The organism is Streptomyces sp. DSM 118878 (genome assembly GCF_052936595.1).
The window spans coordinates 1,554,846-1,578,299 of record NZ_CP193622.1 but is presented as its reverse complement, the minus strand read 5'-3'; the positions used below and the strand labels follow the sequence as shown (position 1 = coordinate 1,578,299).

At 69.5% G+C, this 23,454-nt stretch carries 1 protein-coding gene; it reads left to right on the top strand.

What is annotated here, in order from left to right; all coding sequences use genetic code 11:
* Nucleotides 1–3 precede the first annotated feature (3 nt).
* Nucleotides 4–23,454: a non-ribosomal peptide synthase/polyketide synthase gene (locus ACRAKF_RS06525; protein ID WP_447035929.1), complete on the top strand. Its 23,451-nt coding sequence runs from the start codon at nt 4–6 to the stop codon at nt 23,452–23,454.

Here is a 23,454-nt window from a genome sequence, read left to right as displayed (position 1 = left end):
CACATGAGTACCGAGGACTACACGCAGCACAGCTCGGACGCCGTCCGTGACGAGCTTCTCCGCCGACGACTCAGCGGCCGCGGCGGCCGTCGGCTTTCCGGGATCGGGCGCGCCGACCGAACCGGGCCCCTGGTGCTTTCCCATGGCCAGCAGCAGATGTGGTTCCTGAACCGCCTCGACCCGGACAGCACCGAATACCTGGTCCCCCTCGCCTTCCGGCTGCGCGGCCGACTGGACACCACGGCTCTCCAGCGGGCCTGGTGGGCCCTCCTCGCCCGCCACGAGATCCTGCGCACCCGCTATGCCATGGCCGACGGGCGGCCCGTGCAGGTCATCGACGGGCCCGTGGACGTCCCGCTGGTGCCGCAGGACCTCACGGACCTGCCCGCCGACGAGCGGGAGGCGCACACCGCCGCCCTCGTTGCCCGGTACCTGGACGAGCCCTTCCAGTTGGAGCACGACTGGCCGGTGCGTGCCCGGCTCCTGCGCCTCGCCCAAGACGATCACGTGCTCACCGTCGTCTTCCACCACATCGCCTGTGACGCGTGGTCCAACCGTATGTTCGCCACCGAACTGAGCGCCCTCTACACGGCCTTCGCCGACGGCACCGATGCCACGCTGCCCTCGCTCGCGGTGCAGTATGCCGACTACGCGCAATGGCAGCGCCAGGAGGTGTCGGGCGCGGCCCTCGAACGCCAGCTGAGCTACTGGCGCGACCAGCTCACGGGCGTCCGCCCCCTCGACCTGCCGACCGACCGGCCGCGGCCCGCAGTACGCGAACACGACGGTTCCGAGGTCACTTTCCCGCTGCCTGACGGGGTCGCGGCGCGCGTCCGGGACCTGGCGGCCCGGCATGACACCACGCCCTTCGTGGTGTTCCTGACGGCACTTCAGACGCTGGTCTCCTACTACACCGGTGACAACGACGTCGTCGTGGGCACCGTCGCCAGCGGTCGCACCCGCCCCGAGCTCCAGAACGTCTTCGGCTACTGCATCAACACCCTCGCCATGCGCGCCACCTGGGACGACTCCACCTCCTTCGGTGAACTCGTCGACAAGGGCCGACAGTCACTGATCGACGCCTACGACCATCAGTCGGTGCCGTTCGCCCAGCTCGTGGACGAACTTCAGCCGGAGCGCGACCTGTCCCGCACCCCCCTCTATCAGGTCGCCTTCACCCACCACGAGGCCGGCCGCGAGGGCTTCACCCTGCCCGGGATGGACGTCACGCCCTACGCGGCGTCCGGCAGCGTCGCCAAGTGCGATCTCGAACTGCGGGTCGGCGAGAACGCCGACGGCTCGTACGAGACCCGGCTCACCTACGCCACCGCACTCTTCGACGAGACCACCGTGCGACGCATGGCTTCCCACTTCGTACGCCTCCTCGACCAGGCGACCCGCGACCCCGACGCCGCCGCCACCGCATTCGACCTCCTCGACACCGACGAGCTGGCGGTCGTGCTGGGCGAGAGTCCGATTCCGGTGCTCGGTTCGTCGGGTCGGTGCCTGCATGAGGTGTTCGAGGAGCGGGCGCGGCAGACGCCGCAGGCCGTGGCGGTCGTCGCGGGCGACGTGGAGCTGTCGTACGGCGAAGTGAACGAGCGGGCGAATCGTCTCGCGCATGTGCTGCGGGACGCCGGGGTCGGCGCGGAGTCGCTGGTGGGCGTGTGCCTGGAGCGTGGCGCGGACCTCGTGCCTTCGCTGCTGGGTGTGCTGAAGGCCGGCGGTGGCTATGTGCCGTTGGATCCGGTGAATCCGGTGGAGCGGTTGCGGTATGTGCTGGCGGACGCCGGGGCGTCGGTCCTGGTGACGTCGGCCGGGCTCGCCCGGACGGTGGAGTTCGCCGGCCGGGTCGTCGTGCTGGACGGCGCGGACGCGGACGTGATCGCGCAGGCGCCGGCCGGGGACCTGGTCCCGGTGTCAAAGGCATCGAACACGGCGTACGTGATCTACACGTCGGGATCGACCGGACGTCCGAAGGGCGTGGTGGTGCCGCACTCGAACGTGGTGCGGCTGGTGGGGACGGCGCACGAGCACTTCGCGTTCGATGCGTCGGATGTCTTCTCGCTGTTCCACTCCTTCGCGTTCGACGTCTCGGTCTTCGAGATGTGGGGAGCGCTGCTCTTCGGCGGCAGCATCGTCGTGGTCGAGCGTGAGGTGACACGTTCTCCGGAGGACTTCCTCGACCTGCTGGTGGAGCGCGGGGTGACGGTGTTGAGTCAGACGCCGTCCGCCTTCCGGTCGCTGGTGGTGGCCGCCGGTGCGGGGGACGAGCGGGTCGACAGGCTCTCCCTGCGCGCGGTGGTGTTCGCCGGTGAAAAGCTGGAGATGCCCGAACTCAGGCCCTGGGCCGAACGGTTGGGTCTTGACCGGCCGGCCCTGGTGAACATGTACGGGATCACCGAGACGACCGTGCATACGACGTTCCACCGGGTGGCGCAGGCTGATCTGGAGCCTGCCGGCGGCAACCCGGTGGGGCGGCCGTTGGCTGATCTGCGGGTGTACTTGCTGGACCGGTTGGGCCGGTTGGTTCCGGTGGGTGTGCCGGGAGAGATCCACGTCGCGGGTCCGGGTGTGGCCCGGGGGTACTTGAACCGGCCTGAACTGACGGCGGAGCGGTTCCTGCCCGATCCGTTCGGCGGGACCGGTGCCCGGTCGTATCGCAGCGGGGACCTCGCGGTGCGTCGTTCGGACGGGAGTCTGGACTTCCTGGGCCGGATCGACGACCAGGTGAAGATCCGGGGCTTCCGGATCGAGCTGGGCGAGATCGAGGTCGCGCTGGCCGGGCAGGACGGCGTGGGCGAGGCGGTCGTCGTCACCAGTGACAGCGCTTCGGGGAATCGGTCTCTGGTGGGGTACGTGGTGCCGCAGGCCGGTGCCACGGTGGACGTGGCGGCGGTGCGGACCGGGTTGGGCCGTCTGCTGCCCGAGTACATGGTCCCGTCGGCGGTCGTGGTGCTGGACGCCCTGCCCTTGACGGTGAACGGGAAGCTCGACAAGCGGGCGCTGCCCGCGCCGGACGAGGACGCGTTCGCGCACGCGGAGTTCGTGGCGCCGCGCACACCGGCCGAGGAGCGGATCGCCGCGGTCTGGCGTGACGTACTGGGCGTGGAGAAGGTCGGCGTACAGGACTCGTTCTTCGACCTGGGCGGCGACTCCATTCGCGCGGTCGCCCTCGTCGGTGATATGCGCGCCCAGGGCATCGACGTCGCGGTGCGTGACGTGTTCGCACAGCGAACCGTCGCCGGCCTGGCCGAACTCGTCGGAGGCCGGGAGGAGTTGGATGCCTCCGCGCAGCGTTACGTCGCGCCGTACGAGCTGATCGACGACGAGACGCGCGCCCTGCTGCCGGACGGCGTCGTCGACGCCTACCCCCTCACGCAGATCCAGGCCGGGATGGTCGTGGAGATGCTGGCCGACACGGGTCGGAACAACTACCACAACGTCAGTTCCTTCCGGATCCGGGACACTGGGACCTTCCTCCCGGACGCCTTCCGCGCGGCGGTCGAGCGGGTCGTCGCCCGGCACGAGGTGCTGCGCACCTCCATCCACCTCACCGACCTCCCCGTGCCGCTCCAGATGGTCCACGCGTCCGCCGAACTGCCGGTCGCCATGGCCGACGTGTCGGAGCTGGCGCCGGAGGGCCGGGAAGCGGCCCTGCGCGCCTACATCGCCGGGGAACGGGCGAAGCCCTTCGACCTCGGCACCCCCTCACTGATGCGCTTCGGCGTCCACCTCACCGGTGACGGCGGATGGTGGCTTTCCGTCACCGAGTGCCACCCGATCCTGGAGGGCTGGAGCCACCACTCGCTCCTGATGGAGGTCCTGACCTGCTATCGGCAGTACGCCGACGGCACGGAACTCGACCCCTACGACCTCCCCGAGGTGCGCTTCGCGGACACCGTCGCCGCCGAACTCGCCTCTCTGGCCTCCGAAGAGGACCGTGCCTACTGGCAGGGCGTGGTCGGCGGCGGCGAGAAGGTGTCCCTGCCGGCCGGCTGGGGCGACGAGCCGACCGGGCCCCGCACGAAGCATCAGGTGGGCATCGGCTGGGGCGACCTGGAGGACGGCCTGCGCGCGCTCGCGACCCGCGCCGGGGCGTCCCTGAAGAGCGTCATGATGTCGGCCCACGTGAAGGTCATGAGCCAGCTGACCGACGCGGAGACCTTCCACACCGGTCTGGTCTACGACGTCCGTCCCGAGGTCCTCGGGGCGGACCGGGTCCACGGCATGTACCTCAACACCCTGCCGTTCCCGGCCGACCGCACGGCAGGCACCTGGTTGGAACTGGTCCGTCAGGTGTTCGCCCGCGAGGTGGAGACGTGGTCGCACCGCCGGTACCCGCTGCCCGCCATCCAGCGTGACTCCGGTGGCACGCAGCGACTCATCGACGTCTTCTTCAACTACCAGGACTTCCGCCAGGTAGACGCCGACCTGGTCGACGGCACCGTCGGATTCGACGACAGCCCCACCGAGTTCCCGCTGACCATCTCCTCACGCAACCAGCACGTCTACCTGACCGCCGACTCGTGGATACTCAGCCGGGCCAACGCCGAACGCGTCGCGGACATGTACCGTGCCGTCCTCGCGGCAATGGCGCGCGACGCCGACGGCGACGCCCGAGCCACCTACCTGCCCGAGGGCGAGCGCCACGCGCTGACCGGTGCGTGGGCGGCCAACCCCGGCCCGCTGCCCTGGCGTACGGTCCGCGAGGCGTTCGAGACGCAGGCCGACGCGACCCCCGACGCCACGGCCGTGTCCGTCGACGGCACCACCATCAGCTACGCGGAACTCGACGCGCGCGCCAACCGGTACGCACAGCACCTGCGCTCCCTGGGCGTCGGCCCCGAGGCCGTCGTCGCCGTACTGCTCGACCGGGGGCCCGAACTCCTCGCCGTACTGCTGGGTGTCTGGAAGGCCGGTGGCGCCTACCTGCCGCTCGACGCGGTGTTCCCGGACGAGCGGATCGGGCACATGCTCGCCGACGCGGGGGCCGTGGTGACCGTCACCCAGGAGACGCATGCCGAGCGCGTCTCGGAGGTGTCCGACCGGCCGACCGTGCTGGTGGACCGCGACCGGCACCTCGTCGACGCGAGCCCGGCGGAGCGCCCGGAGGCGCCGGCCGGTCCCGGCGCCCTGGACACCCTCGCCTACATGATCTACACGTCCGGCTCCACCGGTCTGTCCAAGGGCGTCCTGGTGACCCACGGCGGTCTGGCGAACCACGTCGAGTGGGCCGTGGGCGAATTCGCCGCCCGTGGCAACGGCGGCGCGCCGCTGTTCTCGTCGATCGCCTTCGACCTGGTCGTCCCCAACCTCTGGGTACCGCTCGTCGTCGGCCAGACCGTGCACCTGCTCCCGCACGACGTGGACCTGGGCGAGCTCGGCCGGCACGTCGCCGCGGCCGGCCCCTACAGCTTCATCAAGCTCACTCCGGCGCACCTCGACATCCTGAATCAGCAGCTCACGGCCGAGCAGGCCGCAGCTCTCACGTCCGTCCTCGTCGTCGCGGGCGAGTCCCTCACCCGGCGGGTGGTCCAGGGGTGGCGCGACCTGGCCCCCGACACGCCCCTGATCAACGAGTACGGTCCGACGGAAGCCTCCGTCGGCACCTGCGTCCACCCGGTCGAAGGCCCCCTGCACGCCGACGTGGTGCCGATCGGCAGCCCGTTGCCGAACGTACGGATGCATGTGCTCGACCCGCACCGCGAGCCCGTCCCGGTCGGTGTCCCGGGTGAGCTGTACGTCGGAGGCACCGGCGTCGCCCGCGGCTACGCGGGCCGGCCCGAGCTGACCGCCGACAAGTTCGTGCCCGATCCCTTCGGGGAGCCCGGCGCCAGGCTCTACCGGACCGGTGACCTGGTACGGGTGCTGCCGGGCGGCGTCGTGGACTTCATCGGGCGCACCGACGGCCAGGTGAAGATCCGCGGGTACCGGGTCGAACTCGGCGAGATAGAGGCCGCTCTCACCCAGCTCCCGGAGGTCGACGAGGCTCGCGTCCTGCTGCGTGAGGACACCCCGGGGGAGCGGCAGCTCGTTGCCTACCTGGTGCCCGTCGCGGACGGCATCCCCGAGCCCGGCACACTCCGTGCGGTCCTGTCCCGCACGCTTCCCGACTACATGGTGCCGTACGCCTTCGTGGCCGTGGACACCATGCCGCTCAACGCCAACGGGAAGCTCGACGCGCCCGCTCTGCCCGCACCCGGCACGGACGCCTTCGCGCAGGTGCGCCACATCGCCCCGCGCACCCCCTTGGAGGAACGGGTGGCCGCGGTGTGGCGCGATGCCCTGCCGTCCGCCGCCGCGGGCGTCGAGGACGACTTCTTCGAGGTCGGCGGCGACTCGATCCGCGCCGTCGCCCTGGTCGGCAAGCTCCGTGCCGACGGCTTCGACATCGCCGTACGGGACGTCTTCGACCGGCGCACCATCGCGGGAGTCTGCGAACTCATCAGCGGGCGCGGAGAGCTGGAAGCCGGCCGGACCGGCGGCGTGGCGCCCTTCGCGATGATCTGTGACGAGGACCGGGCGCGCCTGCCGGAGAGCGTCGTCGACGCCTATCCGCTGTCCCTGAACCAGACCGGCATGCTGGTGGAGACCCTGGTCGACGGCGGCCAGAACAACTACCACAACGTCAACGTCTACCGGGTGCACGACGACCGGCCCTTCGTTTTCTCCCTGTTCCGGCAGGCGGTCCGGGCGGTCACCGCCCGCCACGACGTGCTGCGCACCTCCGTCCACCTGAACGGCTTCTCCGAACCGATGCAGCTCGTGCACGCCGACGCCGACGTCAGCTGCACCAGCCAGGATCTCAGGGACCTGGACGAGCAGGCGCGGGACGAGGCCCTGAAGGCGTACGTCACCGCTGAACGCATGGACCCCTTCGACCTCAGTGTCGCCTTCCCCCTGCTGCGGGTCGCCGCACACATCGCGGACGACGCCACCTGGTACTGCGCGTTCACCCAGAGCCACGCGGTCCTGGACGGCTGGAGCAACCAGCTTCTCCTCAAGGACATCGTGCAGACCTATCGGGCCCTGCGGGACGGCACGGACCCCGCGCCGCACGCCGCACCGCTGGTCAGGCTCGCCGACTCCGTGGCCGCCGAGCGCGCGGCGCTCGCCTCCGACGAGGATCGCGCGTACTGGCGCGACATCGTCGCGGATTACGCCAAGACGGCCGTACCGGTCACGTGGCACGGCGACCTGTCCGCGCCCGCCGAGGTCGTCCACGCGGTGGTCGACTACCGGGACCTGGACGGGACACTGCGCGAGGCCGCAGCCGCGGCGAGGGTCTCACCCAAGAGCGTGCTCGTCGCCGCGCACGTGAAGGTGATGAGCCAGCTCACCGACGAACCAGCTTTCCACACCGGCCTGGTGACCCACAGCCGCCCGGAGGCCGCCGGAGCCGACCAGATCCTCGGCACGTTCCTCAACACGCTGCCGTTCCCCGCCGAGCGGCCGACCGGCACCTGGCGCGAGCTGGTGCGCCAGGTCTCCGACCGGGAGATCGAGACCTGGCCGCACCGGCACTTCCCCATGCCTGCCATCCCCAGGGAGCCGGGCTCCGGGCGGCTGGTGGACATCTTCTTCAGCTACCTCGACTTCCACCGGCTCGACAGCGTCGACGCCGAGGAGGGCGCGGGCCTCAACGACAGCCCCACCGAGTTCGGCCTCAGCGTCAGCGCCCTGGGCGGACTGATCACCCTGCGCAGCAACACCCATGTCCTCAGTCGCGCGAATGGTGAGCGTCTGGTGGCGATGTATCGGGGTGTGCTTGCGGCGATGGCCGATGACTTCGATGGGGACGCGGGGGCGGTGTTCCTGCCTGCGGGCGAGGGGGCGTGGCTGCTGGATGCGGGTCGGGGTGAATCGGTGCGGCTTCCGCTGCGTTCGGTCCTGGACCGTTTTGAGGAGCAGGTTGGTCGTACGCCTGAGGCCGCGGCGGTTGTTCATGGTGGGGATGTCGTGTCGTATGCGGCTCTTGATGTCCGGGCGAATCGCATCGCGCATCGGCTGCGGGAGCTGGGTGTGGGCGCCGAGTCGGCTGTGGGTGTGCTGTTGGACCGTTGCACTGATTTGCCGGCCGTGTTGCTGGGTGTGTGGAAGGCGGGCGGGGCTTATGTGCCGGTGGATCCGAAGGTGCCCGATGAGCGGACCCGGTATGCGTTGAGTGATGCCGCGGTGAGTGTTCTGGTCACTGACAGCTCGCTCGTGGAGTCGGTTGCCGGTGCGGTCGATGCGCCGCGTCTGCTGCTGGACCGTGAGTCGGAGGGTATCGACGCGTTGCCGGGGACGGCTCCGGCGCGGGTCACCGACCTGGACCAGTTGGCGTATGTGATCTATACGTCGGGTTCCACCGGGCGGCCCAAGGGTGTGCAGACGACGCAGCGGGGTCTGGCCAACTATCTGGACTGGTCCGTGGCGGGTTATCTGTCGGAGGGGGGTGGTGGGGCGCCGCTGTTCTCGTCGGTTGCTTTTGACGTGGTGGTGACGACGCTGTATGCGCCGTTGATCACGGGTCGCCCGTTGCACATTCTGCCTGCGGATGCGGATCTGGCTGAGTTGGGGGAGCTTCTGAGGGCTCAGGGGCCTTATGACTTCATCAAGCTCACGCCAAGTCACCTGGACCTGTTGCTGCCCCAGTTGGCGGGCGCGGGGCAGGACGCGGGGGAGGGGTCGGTTCCGCTTGCCAGGACGTTGATTCCTGGTGGTGATGCGCTCTCGCGGGAGAGTGCGTCGCGGTGGAGCACGCTGTTCGGTGGGGCGCGGGTGATCAATGAGTACGGGCCGACGGAGATTACGGTCGGCAACAGCTTCTTCCCTGCGTCGGAGCCGTTCGAGGGGGAGATTCTGCCCATCGGGCGTCCGATTCCCGGGACGAGTATGTATGTGCTGGACGGGGAGATGCGGTTGGTGCCGGTGGGTGTCACCGGTGAGGTGTGTGTCGGTGGTGAGTGTCTGGCGCGGGGATATGCGGGCCGGCCGGATGTGACGGCGGATCGGTTCGTGCCGGATCCGTACGGGGTTCCGGGTGCGCGGCTGTACCGGACCGGCGACCTGGCGCGTGTGTTGCCGGACGGCAACCTTGAGTTCCGGGGCCGGGTCGATGATCAGGTGAAGATCCGTGGGTTCCGGGTCGAACTCGGTGACATCGAGGTCGCCCTGGCCGGACAGGACGGCGTACGCGAGGCAGTCATGGTCGCCCGCGAGAACCAGACCCTGGTGGGGTACGTCGTGCCGCAGGCCGGTGTGACAGTGGATGTGGCGGAAGTACGGGCCAGGCTGGGGCGGGTCCTGCCGGAGTACATGGTGCCGTCGGCCATCGTGGTCCTGGACGCGATGCCGCTGACCGCGAACGGGAAGCCGGACAAGCGGGCACTGCCCGCGCCGGACGACGACGCGTTCACCCACGCGGAGTTCGTGGCGCCGCGGACACCTGCGGAGGAGCGGATCGCGGAGGTCTGGCGTGAGGTCCTTGGCGTGGAGCGGGTCGGAGTGCATGACTCGTTCTTCGACCTCGGCGGCGACTCCATCCGCGCGGTCACCCTGGTCGGCGCCCTGCGCGCCCAAGGCATCGACGTCGCGGTCCGGGACGTGTTCGCGCAACGCACCGTGGAGGCCCTGGGTGAGCTCGTCGCCCGGCGCGGAGAGCTGAGTGAGGAAGCCCAGCGATCCGTCGCGCCGTTCGAGCTGGTCGACGCCGAGACGCGCGCCCAGTTGCCGGACGATGTCGTGGACGCCTACCCCCTCACCCAGATCCAGACCGGCATGGTCGTCGAGATGCTCACCGACAAGGGCCTCAACCGCTACCACAGTTGCGCCATGCACCGGGTCCCCGACGACCGGCCCTTCGACGAGGCCGCCCTCCGTGAAGCCCTCCGCATCATCGCGAGCCGCCAAGACGTGCTGCGCACGTCCATCGACCTGACGTCGTACTCCGTGCCGATGCAGCTGGTCCACGCCGACGTGCGGATCCCGCTCGCGGTACGTGACCTGCGCGGGCTGGGTGACGAGGAGCACCGCCAAACCCTGAACGACTTCTTCGAGGCCGAACGCGCCGATGTCTTCGACCTGGCCGTCGCCCCGCTCCTGCGGGTGACCGTCCTGCTGGAGGAGGACGGCTGGCGCCTCGCCTTCACCCAGTTCCACGCCATCACCGAGGGCTGGGGACACCACGTCTTCCTGATGGAACTCCTCACCACTTACGGCCTGTTGGCGGACGGCACGTTCCCCGCCGCCCATGAGGCTCCGGCAGTGCGCTTCGCCGACACCGTCGCCGGGGAGCTCGCCTCCCTCGCCTCGTCGGAGGACCGGGCCTACTGGACCGCGCTCGTCGAGGACCGGACGCCCGTCGCTCTGCCCGCCGGTTGGGGGGCGGACGACGTACCCGAGCAGAACCTCACTCTCCGCGTCCAGCTCGACGACCTGGAAAAACCGCTGCGCGCACTGGCCTCGCAGGCGAAGGCCTCCGTCAAGGCCGTGCTTCTCGCCGCCCATCTCAAGGTGATGAGCGGGCTCACCGAGGCACGGCACTTCCACGCGGGCCTGGTGTGCGACGTGCGGCCGGAGGCCCTGGGCGCGGACCGCGTCTACGGCATGTTCCTCAACACCGTGCCCTTCCCCGCCGAGCGACCCATCGGCCGTACGTGGCGTGAGCTGGTCGAACGCGTCCACGAGCAGGAAGTCGACCTGTGGGCGCACCGTCGGTTCCCGCTGCCGGAGATCACTCGCGCGGTGGATGCGGGGCAACGGCTGGTCAACGTGGTGTTCAACTACCAGAACTACCACGTCGTCGACCGGTCGTTGATCGACGTCGGCATGAGCGCCGGCGGCGGAGCCACCGAGTTCGACCTGAACGTCATCGCCATGGCCCACGGCATCAGCCTGAAGACCACTACCAGCGTCCTCAGTCGCGCGAATGGTGAGCGTCTGGTCGGGATGTATCGGGGTGTGCTTGAGGCGATGGCTGCTGATTTTGATGGGGATGCGGGGGCGGCTTTCCTGCCGGCGGGGGAGCGGGACTGGCTTCTGGGTGTGGGCCGGGGTGATGGGGTGGCGGGGCCGTTGCGTTCGGTTCTCGACCGTTTCGAGGAGCAGGTTCGTCGTACTCCTGATGCTGTGGCTGTCGTGCATGGTGGCGATGTTGTTTCGTATGCCGCTTTGGATGTGCGGGCCAATCGTATTGCGCATCGGTTGCGGGAGCTGGGTGTGGGTGCTGAGTCGGCTGTGGGTGTGTTGTTGGAGCGTTGTACGGATTTGCCGGCGGTGCTGCTTGGTGTGTGGAAGGCAGGTGGTGCCTATGTTCCGGTGGATCCGCAGGCGCCCGATGAGCGGACCCGGTATGCGTTGGGTGATGCCGCGGTCGGCGTTGTGGTGACGGTCAGTTCATTCGTGGGGTTGGTTTCGGGTGCGGTTGATGCGCCGTGTCTGCTGTTGGACCGTGAGTCCGGGGGGCTCGATGCGTTTCCGGTCACGGCTCCGGAGCGTGTCACTGATCTGGATGGGCTGGCGTATGTGATTTATACGTCGGGTTCCACTGGGCGGCCCAAGGGTGTGCTGACCACGCAGCGGGGTCTGGCCAATTATGTGGACTGGTCTGTGGCCGGGTATTTGTCGGAGGGTGGTGGCGGGGCGCCGCTCTTTTCGTCGGTTGCGTTTGATGTCGTTGTCACGACGTTGTATGCGCCGTTGGTCACGGGTCGGCCGTTGCATATTCTGCCCGCGGGTGCGGATCTGGGGGAGTTGGGCGGTCTTCTCAGGGCGCAGGGCCCCTTCGATTTCATCAAGTTGACGCCCAGTCATTTGGATGTGTTGTTGCCGCAGCTCGCGGATATGGGGGAGGAGTCGGTTCCGCTGGCCAGGACGTTGATTCCTGGTGGTGATGCGCTTTCGCGGGAGAGTGCGTCGCGGTGGAGCAGGCTTTTTGGTGGGGCGCGGGTGATCAATGAGTACGGGCCGACGGAGATTACGGTCGGCAACAGTTTCTTCCCTGCGTCGGAGCCGTTCGAGGGGGAGATTCTGCCCATCGGGCGTCCGATTCCCGGGACGAGTATGTATGTGCTGGACGGGGAGATGCGGTTGGTGCCGGTGGGTGTCACCGGTGAGGTGTGTGTCGGTGGTGAGTGTCTGGCGCGGGGTTATGCGGGCCGGCCGGATGTGACGGCGGATCGGTTCGTGCCGGATCCGTACGGGGTTCCGGGTGCGCGGCTGTACCGGACCGGCGACCTGGCGCGTGTGTTGCCGGACGGCAACCTTGAGTTCCGGGGCCGGGTCGATGATCAGGTGAAGATCCGTGGGTTCCGGGTCGAACTCGGTGACATCGAGGTCGCCCTGGCCGGACAGGACGGCGTGCGCGAAGCCGTCGTCGTCACGCGCGAGGCCGCTTCGGGGGACCGGTCTCTGGTGGGGTACGTGGTGCCGGAGCCGGAAGGCATCGTGCATGTGGCGGAGGTACGGGCCGGCCTCGGCCGGCTGCTGCCGGAGTACATGGTGCCGTCGGCCGTGGTGGTCCTGGACGCGATGCCGCTGACCGCGAACGGGAAGCCCGACAAGCGGGCGCTGCCCGCGCCGGACGACGACGCGTTCGCCCACGCGGAGTTCGTGGCACCGCGGACACCTGCGGAGGAGCGGATCGCGGAGGTCTGGCGTGAGGTCCTTGGCGTGGAGCGGGTCGGAGTGCATGACTCGTTCTTCGACCTCGGCGGCGACTCCATCCGCGCGGTCACCCTCGTCGGCGCCCTGCGCGCCCAAGGCATCGACATAGGTGTCCAGGAAATCTTCCTGAGCCGCACCGTGGCGGCCCTCGGTGAACTGGTCGGTGAGCGCGGCGAGGTCGCCGCCCCCGAGCAGCGCTTCACCGCGCCGTTCGAGCTGGTCGACGCCGAGACGCGCGCGCAGTTGCCGGACGATGTGGTGGACGCCTACCCCCTCACTCAGAACCAGGTGGGGATGCTGGTCGAATCGATGAGCGGTGACGGACGCGGGAGCTACCACAACGTCGAGGCTTTTCACGTACGGGACGAGCGGCCTTTCGACTTCGGTGTTTTCGAAGAGGCTGTCCGTGTGGTCGTGGCGCGGCATGAGGTGTTGCGTTCGTCGGTGAGTCTGACGGATTACGCGGTGCCGCTGCAGTTGGTGCGTGAGGGCGTCGATGTTCCGTGCGGGTGGCGCGATGTCAGTGGCCTGGGCGAGGAGGCGGTGCGGGCGGAAGTGCTGTCGTTCGTCGACGCCGAGCGGGCGGATGTCTTCGATCTGGCGGGCTCCGGTTCGTTGTTGCGGGTGTTTGCCCATGCGGGGGCCGCGGACGGCTGGATCTGCACGTTGACGCAGCATCACGCGATTTTGGAGGGCTGGAGCTTCTACGCCCTGTCGATGGAGATCGTGGAGTGCTACCGGCGATTGCGCGATGACGCGGGTTCCGATGCGTATGAGGCTCCGCGGGTGCGTTTTGCGGACGCGGTGGTGGCGGAGATGCGGGCTCTTGAGTCGGTGGAGGACCGGGAGTTCTGGTCGGGTGTGGTGGCCGGGCGCGAGCGGTTCGTGGTGCCGGCCGGCTTCGGCGATCCGGGCATGGCTGAACCGGCGGGGCCGGTGGAGTCGGTGCGTGTGCGGGTGGAGCTGGCAGACGTCCGGGAGAGACTGCTGGCGTTGGCGGCGGCTGAGGATGTGCCGGTCAAGAGCGTGTTGTTGGCCGCGCATGTGAAGGTGCTCGCGCAGTTGTCGCAGGAGGAGAAGTTCTTCACCGGGCTGGTGGGGCACTGCCGGCCGGAGGTGGTGGGTGCGGAGCGGGTGTACGGGATGTTCCTGAACACCATGCCGTTCCCGGTGGACCGTACGGCGCGTACGTGGCGTGAGCTGGTGCGTCAGGTGTTCGCGCGGGAAGTGGAGGCGTGGCCGCACCGGCATTACCCGATGCCGCAGGTCCAGCGAGACGCCGGTCGTGGCGGCGAGCGGCTGATCGATGTCCTCTTCAATTACATCGACTTTCAGCAGGGCGCCGAGCCCGGACCCGTGAGCACCGTCGTCAGCGAGGGGCCCAACGAGTTCGGCCTGGGCGTGCACGCCCGCGGTTGCGACCACTTGGCACTCAGCACGACATCCCGCGTCATGACCCGGAGCAATGCGGAACGCCTGGCAGCGATGTATCGCGCGGTGCTGGAGGCCATGGCGACCGACCCCGACGGAGACGCACGCACCATCCGTCTACCTGCTGAGGAGCGCGAAACCATCATGGGAGGAAGCGTCGTGGGTTCCGGTGTGTCGTCTTCGGGCAGTGTGCACGAGTTGTTCGAGGAGCGGGTGCGCCTGTCGCCGGAGGCGGTGGCGGTGATCGCCGGTGGGGTGGAGCTGTCGTACGGGGAGGTGAATGAGCGGGCGAACCGGTTGGCGCATGTGTTGCGGGACGCGGGGGTGGGCGCGGAGTCGCTGGTGGGGGTCTGCCTGGAACGCGGGGCGGATTTGCTGCCGTCCCTGCTGGGCGTGATGAAGGCGGGCGGTGGCTATGTGCCGCTGGACCCGGCCAACCCGGTGGAGCGGCTGCGGTTCATGCTGGCGGACTCCGGCGCGTCGGTCCTGGTGACCACCGCCGATCTCGCCGGGACGGTGGGCTTCGCGGGCCGGGTCGTCGTGCTGGACGGCGCGGACGCGGACGTGATCGCGCAGGCGCCGGCCGGGGACCTGGCCCCGGTGTCGGAGGCGTCGAACACGGCGTACGTGATCTACACGTCGGGATCGACCGGGCGCCCCAAGGGCGTCGTCGTCCCGCACTCGAATGTGATGCGGCTGCTTGAGACGACGTACGAGCACTTCGCGTTCGACGAGTCGGACGTCTTCTCGCTGTTCCACTCCTTCGCGTTCGACGTCTCGGTCTTCGAGATGTGGGGAGCCTTGCTCTTCGGCGGCAGCGTGGTCGTGATCGAGCGCGAGGTGGCACGTTCGCCGGAGGACTTCCTCGACCTGTTGGTGGAGCGTGAGGTGACGGTGCTGTGCCAGACGCCGTCCGCGTTCCGGTCCCTGACAGCGGCAGCGGCCGCGGGGGACAAACGGATACGACAACTCTCTTTGCGGGCCGTGGTGTTCGCCGGTGAGAAGCTCGAAGTTCCCGAACTGGCTCCGTGGGTCGAGCGACTGGGTCTCGGGCGCACGGCTCTGGTGAACATGTTCGGGCCGACGGAGACCACGGTCTATGTCACCTACCACCGCATCGTCAGGCGCGACCTGGAGCCCGGCTCGGGCAATCCGATCGGACGCCCGCTCAACGACCTCCGCATCCACCTCCTTGACCCGTCCGGAAGTCTCGTTCCGATGGGTGTTCCGGGTGAGATGCATGTCGCGGGCCCGGGTGTGGCCCGGGGCTATCTGAACCGGCCGGGGCTGACGGCGGAGCGGTTCGTGCCGGACCCGTTCGGCGGTCCGGGGGGACGGTTGTACCGCACCGGGGACCTGGCGGTACGACGTCCGGACGGGAGGCTGGAGTTCCTGGGCCGGATCGACGACCAGGTGAAGATCCGGGGGTTCAGGGTCGAGCTGGGCGAGATCGAGGTCGCGCTGGCCGCGCAGGAAAGCGTGCGTGAGGCCGTAGTGGTCGCCCGGGAGAACCAGAAACTGGTGGGGTACGTCGTGCCGCGGGCCGGTGCCACCGTGGAGGTGGCGGCGGTACGGGCCGGGGTGGGGCGTGTACTGCCGGACTACATGGTCCCGTCAGCGCTGGTGGTGCTGGACGCTCTGCCGTTGACCCCGAACGGCAAGCTCGACAAGCGAGCGCTGCCGGCGCCGGATGAGGACGCGTTCGCGCGGGCCGCGTTCATCGCCCCGCGCTCCCCCCTGGAAGACCGGATCGCCGGGGTGTGGCGCGATGTCCTCGGCGTGGAGAGGGTCGGCGTACAGGACTCGTTCTTCGACCTCGGCGGCGACTCGATCCGTGCGGTCACGCTGGTCGGTGCCCTGAGGGCGCACGGCATCGATATCGCCGTACGCGATGTCCTGGCTCGACGCACCGTGGCGGGCCTTGCCGAACTCGCCGACGACCGAGCCCCGCTCGCCGACCGCACCTACCGTTCCGTCGCGCCGTTCGAGCTGATCGACGCCGAGACGCGCGCCCAGTTGCCGGACGATGTGGTGGACGCCTACCCCCTCACTCAGACGCAGGTGGGGATGCTGGTCGAGTCGCTGGCCGGTGACGGGCGCGGGAGCTACCACAATGTGATGGCTTTCCACGTACGGGACGAGCGGCCTTTCGACTTCGGTGTTTTCGAAGAGGCTGTCCGTGTGGTCGTGGCGCGGCATGAGGTGTTGCGTTCGTCGGTGAGTCTGACGGATTACGCGGTGCCGCTGCAGTTGGTGCGTGAGGGCGTCGATGTTCCGTGCGGGTGGCGCGATGTCAGTGGCCTGGGCGAGGAGGCGGTGCGGGCGGAAGTGCTGTCGTTCGTCGACGCCGAGCGGGCGGATGTCTTCGATCTGGCGGCCTGTGGATCGTTGTTGCGGGTGTTTGCCCATGCGGGGGCCGCGGACGGCTGGATCTGCACGTTGACGCAGCATCACGCGATCCTCGAAGGCTGGAGTTACCACGCGCTCTTGATGGAGGTCGTGGGTTGCTACCGGCGTTTGCGTGATGCCGGGCGGCTGGAGGAGTACGAGGCTCCGCGGGTGCGTTTCGCGGACGCGGTGGCGGCGGAGATGCGGGCTCTTGAGTCGGTGGAGGACCGGGAGTTCTGGTCGGGTGTGGTGGCCGGGCGCTGGCGGTTCGTGCTGCCGACCGGTTTCGGTGGGTCAGGGCCGGTGGAGTCGATGCGTGTGGGGGTGGAGCTGGCAGGCGTCCGGGACCAACTGCTGGCGTTGGCGGCGGCTGAGGATGTGCCGGTCAAGAGCGTGTTGTTGGCCGCGCATGTGAAGGCGCTCGCGCAGTTGTCGCAGGAGGAGGAGTTCTTCACCGGGCTGGTGGGGCACTGCCGGCCGGAGGTGGTGGGTGCGGAGCGGGTGTACGGGATGTTCCTGAACACCATGCCGTTCCCGGTGGACCGTACGGCGCGTACGTGGCGTGAGCTGGTGCGTCAGGTGTTCGCGCGGGAAGTGGAGGCGTGGGAGCACCGGCACTATCCGATGCCGCAGGTCCAGCGAGACGCCGGCGGTGACGGCGAGCGGCTGATCGACATCCTGTTCAGCTACACCGACTTCCACCAGGTCGACTCCGGAGTCCTCACCCAGGCGGCGACCAGCGACCCGACGGAGTTCGCTCTGTCCGTACACGCCCTGGGCTCGCGGCAGATGGCGCTCACCACGAACACCCGGGTGATGACCCGAGCCAATGCTGAGCGGCTGGCCGCGATGTACCGCGGGGTGCTGGAGGCCATGGCCGCTGACCCCGATGGGGACACGGGGACGGTCTTCTTGCCGCCGGGGGAGCGGTCGTGGCTGGTGGACACCGGCCGGGGAGAGCCCGTTGAGGCCCCGCTTCACCTGGTGCTCGACCGCTTCGAGGAGCAGGTTCGCCTTACTCCGAAGGCCACGGCTGTGGTCCACGGTCCGGAGTTCGTTTCTTATGCCGAGCTCGATGCGCGAGCGAACCGGATCGCGCATCGGCTGCGCGGGCTGGGTGTGGGCTGTGAGTCGGTCGTCGGTGTTCTGCTCGAACGGTGTGTCGATCTGCCGGTTGCGCTGCTGGGTGTCTGGAAGGCCGGTGGTGCCTACGTTCCGGTGGATCCGCAGGCTCCGGAGGAGCGCATCCGGTACGCGCTGGCCGATGCCCGAGTGAACGCCCTGGTCACCGACAGTGCGCACGCGGGGTCGGTTTCCGGTGCCGTGGAGGGGCCGTGTCTGCTTCTGGACCGGGAGTCGGAGAGCGCCGACGCGCTCCCGGATTCCGCGCCGCCCCGCGTCACGGATCCCGATCTGCTTGCCTACGTGATCTACACCTCGGGTTCCACCGGACGGCCCAAGGGGGTGCAGACCACGCACCGGGGTCTCGCCAACTACCTTCGCTGGGCTGTGGCCGGATACGTGGGTGAGGGCAGTGGCGGGGCGCCGCTGTTCTCCTCCGTCGCCTTCGACGTGGTCGTCACGACACTGTTCGCCCCCTTGGTCTCCGGCCAGCCTGTGCACGTGTTGCCTGCTGACGCCGATCTGGCGCAGCTCGGAGATCTCCTGAGGGCTCAGGGCCCGTACGACTTCATCAAGCTCACGCCCGCCCACCTGGATCTGCTGCGGCCCCAACTGGAGCACGCGGCACAGGACACAGGTCCCCTGGCGTCGACGCTGATAGTCGGGGGCGACGCACTGTCCCGGGCCAACGCCGAGCGGGGGCGCACGCTCCTCGGCGGAGCACGGGTCATCAATGAGTACGGGCCCACCGAGATCACGGTCGGCAACAGCGTCTTCCCCGCGTCCGAGTCGTTCGAGGGCGAGATCCTGCCCATCGGCCGGCCGATCCCGGGAACCAGCATGTATGTGCTCGACGCGAAGATGCGGCTGGTTCCGGTCGGTGTCACCGGCGAGGTCTGTGTCGGCGGCGAGTGCCTGGCGCGCGGCTATGCAGGGCGTCCCGAGCTGACCGCGGAGCGCTTCTTGCCGGATCCGTACGGAACGCCGGGCGCCCGGTTGTACCGGACCGGTGACCTGGCTCGGGTTCTCCCGGACGGCAACCTCGAATTCCGCGGCCGGATCGATGACCAGGTGAAGATCCGGTCGTTCCGGGTCGAACCGGGGGAGGTCGAGGTCGCGCTGGCCGGTCAGGACGGGGTGGGCGAGGCGGTCGTGGTCACGTGCGAGGCCGCGTCCGGGGACCCGATTCTGGTGGGGTACGTGGTGCCCCTGGCCGGGACCACCGTGGACGTGGCGGCGATCCGGACCGCGTTGGGCCGAGAACTGCCGGAGTACATGATTCCATCGGCAGTGGTGGCGCTGGAGGCAATGCCGTTGACGGCGAACGGGAAGCCGGACAGGCGGGCGCTTCCCGCGCCGGACGAGGAAGCCTATGCGCGGGCGGAGTTCGTGGCGCCGCGCACGGCGGCGGAGGAGCGCATCGCCGGGGCGTGGCGTGAGGTGCTCGGCCTGGAGCGGGTCGGCGTGCTGGACTCGTTCTTCGACCTGGGCGGCGACTCCATCCGCGTGGTCACCCTGGTCGGCGCTCTCCGCGCCCAGGGCATCGACGTAGGTGTCCAGGAAATCTTCCGGCATCGCACCGTGGCCGCACTGACCGAACTGGTCGACGGCCGTGCCGCCCTGGGCGACCAGGCTTACCGTCCCGTCCAGCCGTTCGAGCTGTTGGACGACGAGATCCGGGCCCAGCTGCCCGACGATGTCGTCGACGCCTACCCCCTCACCCAGAACCAGACCGGCATGCTCGTCGAGTCGCTCGCCAGCGGCGGCCGGAATTACCACCTGGTCAACTCCGCGCGCATCCGGGATGACCGCCCCTTCTCGGCCGACGCCCTGGTCCAAGCTGTCGGCGCCCTGGTCGCGCGGCACGAGGCTCTGCGCACCTCCGTCGACCTGGAAGGCCATCCCGTCCCGATCCAGCGGGTGCACGCGACAGCCGATCTGCCCATCGGCGTGGTGGACCTGCGACCGCTGGACGCCCGGGAGCAGGAGCTGGCCCTGCGGCGGTTCATGCGGGCGGAGAGCGCCACGCCGTGCTCGCACGACAGCGCGCCGATGATGCGGATAGCGGTACACCTCTGCGGCGACGGCAGCTGGCAGTTCACGATCAGCCAGTCGCACGTCATTCTGGAGGGCTGGAGCTCCCACGTGCTGATGGCCGAACTGATGACGCTCTACCGGGCGCACCGGGACGGCACGACACCAGAGCCGTACGAGCAGGCGCCCATACGGTTCGCGGACGCCGTGGCCGCCGAGCTGCGAGCTCTGGAATCCGAGGACGACCGTGCGTTCTGGCGCGAGGTGGTCACCGGCCGCGCGAAGTACGAACTCCCGCCCGGCTGGGGCAGCGCGAACGACGTGCCGCACGAGTCGTACAGCGTTCGCGTTCCCCTCCGCGACCTCGACGCCCGGCTGCGCGCGTTCGCCTCCGGCACCGAAGTGCCCCTGAAGAGCGTGATGCTTGCCGCGTTCCTCAAGGCCATGGGCGCCTTCACCAGCGATACGTCGTTCTTCGTCGGCCTCACCACCCATGTCCGCCCGGAGGCGGCCGGGGCGGAACGGGTGTACGGCATGCACCTCAACACGCTGCCGTTCCCCGTTGACCTGAACTCGCCGACCTGGCGTGATCTGGTCCAGCAGGTATTCGCCCGGGAGACGACGGCCTGGCCGCACCGGCACTATCCGATGCCGGCCATCCAACGTGAGCTGGGGGACGGGCGACGGCTGATCGACGTCTACTTCAGCTATCAGGACTTCGAGCGGTTCGACGGCGGTCTGGCCGATCAATCCGCGAGCTACGGATTCAGTACGAACGAGTTCCCGTTCTCGGTCGCCACCGGCGACGGCTTCCTCAGCCTGCGGTCCAACACCCGGGCGGTCAGTCGCGAGAACATGGAACGGATGGCCGAGGTCTTCCGGGCCGTCCTCGCCTCGATGGCCGACGCCCCGGACGGGGACGCCCTCGCGACCGCGCTGCCGGCCGCGGACCGCGTCCTGGCCGACAGAGCTCACCGGCTGAGGGACGAACCGCTGCCGCCGAGAGACCTGTGCTCCCTGATCGAGGAGCAGGCCGCGCGCACGCCACACGCGACCGCGGTGATCGACGGCGCCCGCGTTCTGTCGTACGCCGAACTCGACGCCCGTGCTGAGCGGCTGGCCGGCCGACTGCGTTCCGTCGGCATCGCGGAGCGTCCCGCCGAGGAAGCGGTCGTCGGCGTCCTCCTCGAGCGAAGCACGGAACTCGTGGTCTCCCTGCTCGCGGTCTGGAAAGCCGGCGCCGCGTATCTGCCGATCGACCCCTCGTCTCCCCGGCCGCGTGTCATCGGCACACTGCGCGATGCGGGCGTCTCGGTCGTGGTCACGGATGACGCCCTGCGCGAGCGGCTGCCCGACGACCTCGGTGACGGAGTCGTCATCGCCGGCGCCGACGTCCGGGATCCGGCCCCCGCGCCGGCCGTCGTCACGGACCGGGTCAGAGACCTGGACCGCACGGCGTACGTGATCTACACATCAGGTTCCACGGGCCGGCCCAAGGGCGTGCAGGTCACCCATCGCGGCCTGCTCAACCACGTCCGCTGGGCCGTGGACGAGCTGGCGGCCCGGGGCACCGGAGGCGCGCCGCTGTTCTCGTCGGTCGCCTTCGACCTGGTCGTTCCCAACCTGTGGGCCCCGCTGGTGGCCGGGCAGCCGGTGACGGTGTTCCCCGGCACGCTGCCCCTGGACGAGCTGGGGAGCCACCTCGCCGACGCGGCGCCTTTCAGCTTCGTCAAGCTCACCCCCGCCCACCTGGAGCTGCTCAGTGCCCAGTTGACGGCGGAACAGGCGAACGCGCTCGCATCGGTCGTGGTCGTGGCAGGTGAGGCCCTGACCCGCCGGGTGGTCGACTCCTGGCGCAAGCTCGCGCCCCAGGTGGAGCTGGTCAACGAGTACGGGCCCACGGAGACGACCGTGGGGGCCTGCACCTTCACCCTGGGCGACTCCTCACCGGCGGACGTGGTGCCCATCGGCCACGCCCTCCCGGACGTACGCATGTACGTCCTGGACGCATGGGGCGAGCGCGTCCCGGTCGGTGTGCCGGGAGAGCTCTGCGTCGGCGGTGCGGGCGTCGCCCGTGGCTACGTCGAGCGCCCCGGGCTGACGGCTGAGCGATTCCTGCCCGACCCGTACGGCGTGCCCGGGAGCCGCATGTACCGCACAGGCGACCGGGTGCGCATGCTGGCCGACGGCGCCATCGACTTCCTCGGGCGGATGGACGACCAGGTCAAGATCCGCGGCTACCGCGTCGAACCGGCGGAGGTCCGTGCCGCGCTCGCCGCGCACGAGGCGGTCCGTGAGGCGTTCGTCCTCGTCGACGAACCCGCCCTCGGCGAACGCCGGCTGGTGGCCTACGTCGTACCGGAGCAGTCGGACGAGGCCGCGGAGCCGACCGAGACCGAGCTGCGCGCGCACTGCACGGCGCACCTGCCGGAGTACATGGTGCCCTCGGCATTCGTCCTGCTGGAGCGGCTGCCGCTGAACCCCAACGGCAAGATCGACCGGACCGCCCTGCCGGACCCGGACCGGCAGCTACCGGACACGGGGCGTGAGTACCTTGCCCCCGTGGGCTCCACCGAACGGGCCCTGGCCGACATCTGGTCCACGGTGCTGGGCCGGGACCGCATCTCCCTCGACGACAACTTCTTCGACCTGGGCGGCCACTCGATCCTGGTCATCCACGCCGTCGCCATGGCCCACCAGGCCGGGCTGCCGCTCTCGCTGTTCCTCCTCTACCAGCACCCGACGCTGGGCGAACTGGCGGCGGCGTTGGACGCCTCGGCCCCGCAGCCGGCGCACCCGCCCGTCGTGGAGACGGCGACCGAGCTGGTGCCCGGGGCGGCAGAGGCGCTGGCACGCGGCAATGTGCCCGGTGCCGCGGTCGCCGTGCTGCGCGGCGGGGAACTGGTGGCCGTGGAGACCTTCGGTACGGCGACCGCGGGGGGCTCGGACGCCATCAGGCCCGACACGCTCTTCCCGGTCGGTTCCATGAGCAAGCACGTCACCTCGTTCGCCGTGCTGCGCATGGCAGACGAAGGCGCTCTGGATCTCGACGCGGACGTCAATGAGTACCTGTCCGGCTGGCGGATACCCGGCGGCTCCGACGAGCCCCCCGTCACCCTGCGGCACTTGCTGGGTCACATGTCCGGGCTTTCCTTGCTCCAGAGCAAGGGCTTCCCGCGCGGTCAGGAGCCCGCCACCCTGCTCGACCTGCTGCAGGGGCGGCCGCCGGCGACCAACCCGCCGGTCACGCGGGAACTGCCGCCGGGCAGCGTGTTCCGCAAGGCCAACGCCAACTTCTCCGTCGTACAGCAGGTGCTCACCGACCTCACGGGGGAACCGTTCCCCGACCTCATGCGGACGCTCGTCTTCGACCCGCTCGGCATGCGCGACAGCAGCTTCGACCAGTACTACCCGGAGACCTCCGGGCGGCCCGTGGCCCTCGGGCACACCGCGGACGGGGCACCGCTCGCGGACGGCTGGCTCGTGCGTCCCGACATGGCGGCCGCCGGCCTGTGGAGCACCGCCGTCGACATGGCACGACTGGCGCTCGCCGTGCGTGGCTCTCGGCTGGGCAGGCCGCTCGCACCGCTCTCCGTCCGGCGCGCCGAGGAGATGCTGACACCCCATCGGGCCAGTTCCTACGGGCTCGGCACGGTGATCGACAGCACGGGCAGCGAGGTGCACTTCGGCCACGGCGGCGAAGCCGTCGGATACCGCGGCCTGACACTGTGCGGCCTGCACGCCGGAACCGGCTGGGTCGTCCTGACGAACGGCCCGGGCGGCCACCACCTGATCAGGGCCCTGGACACGACCGACCGGAGGAAGTGA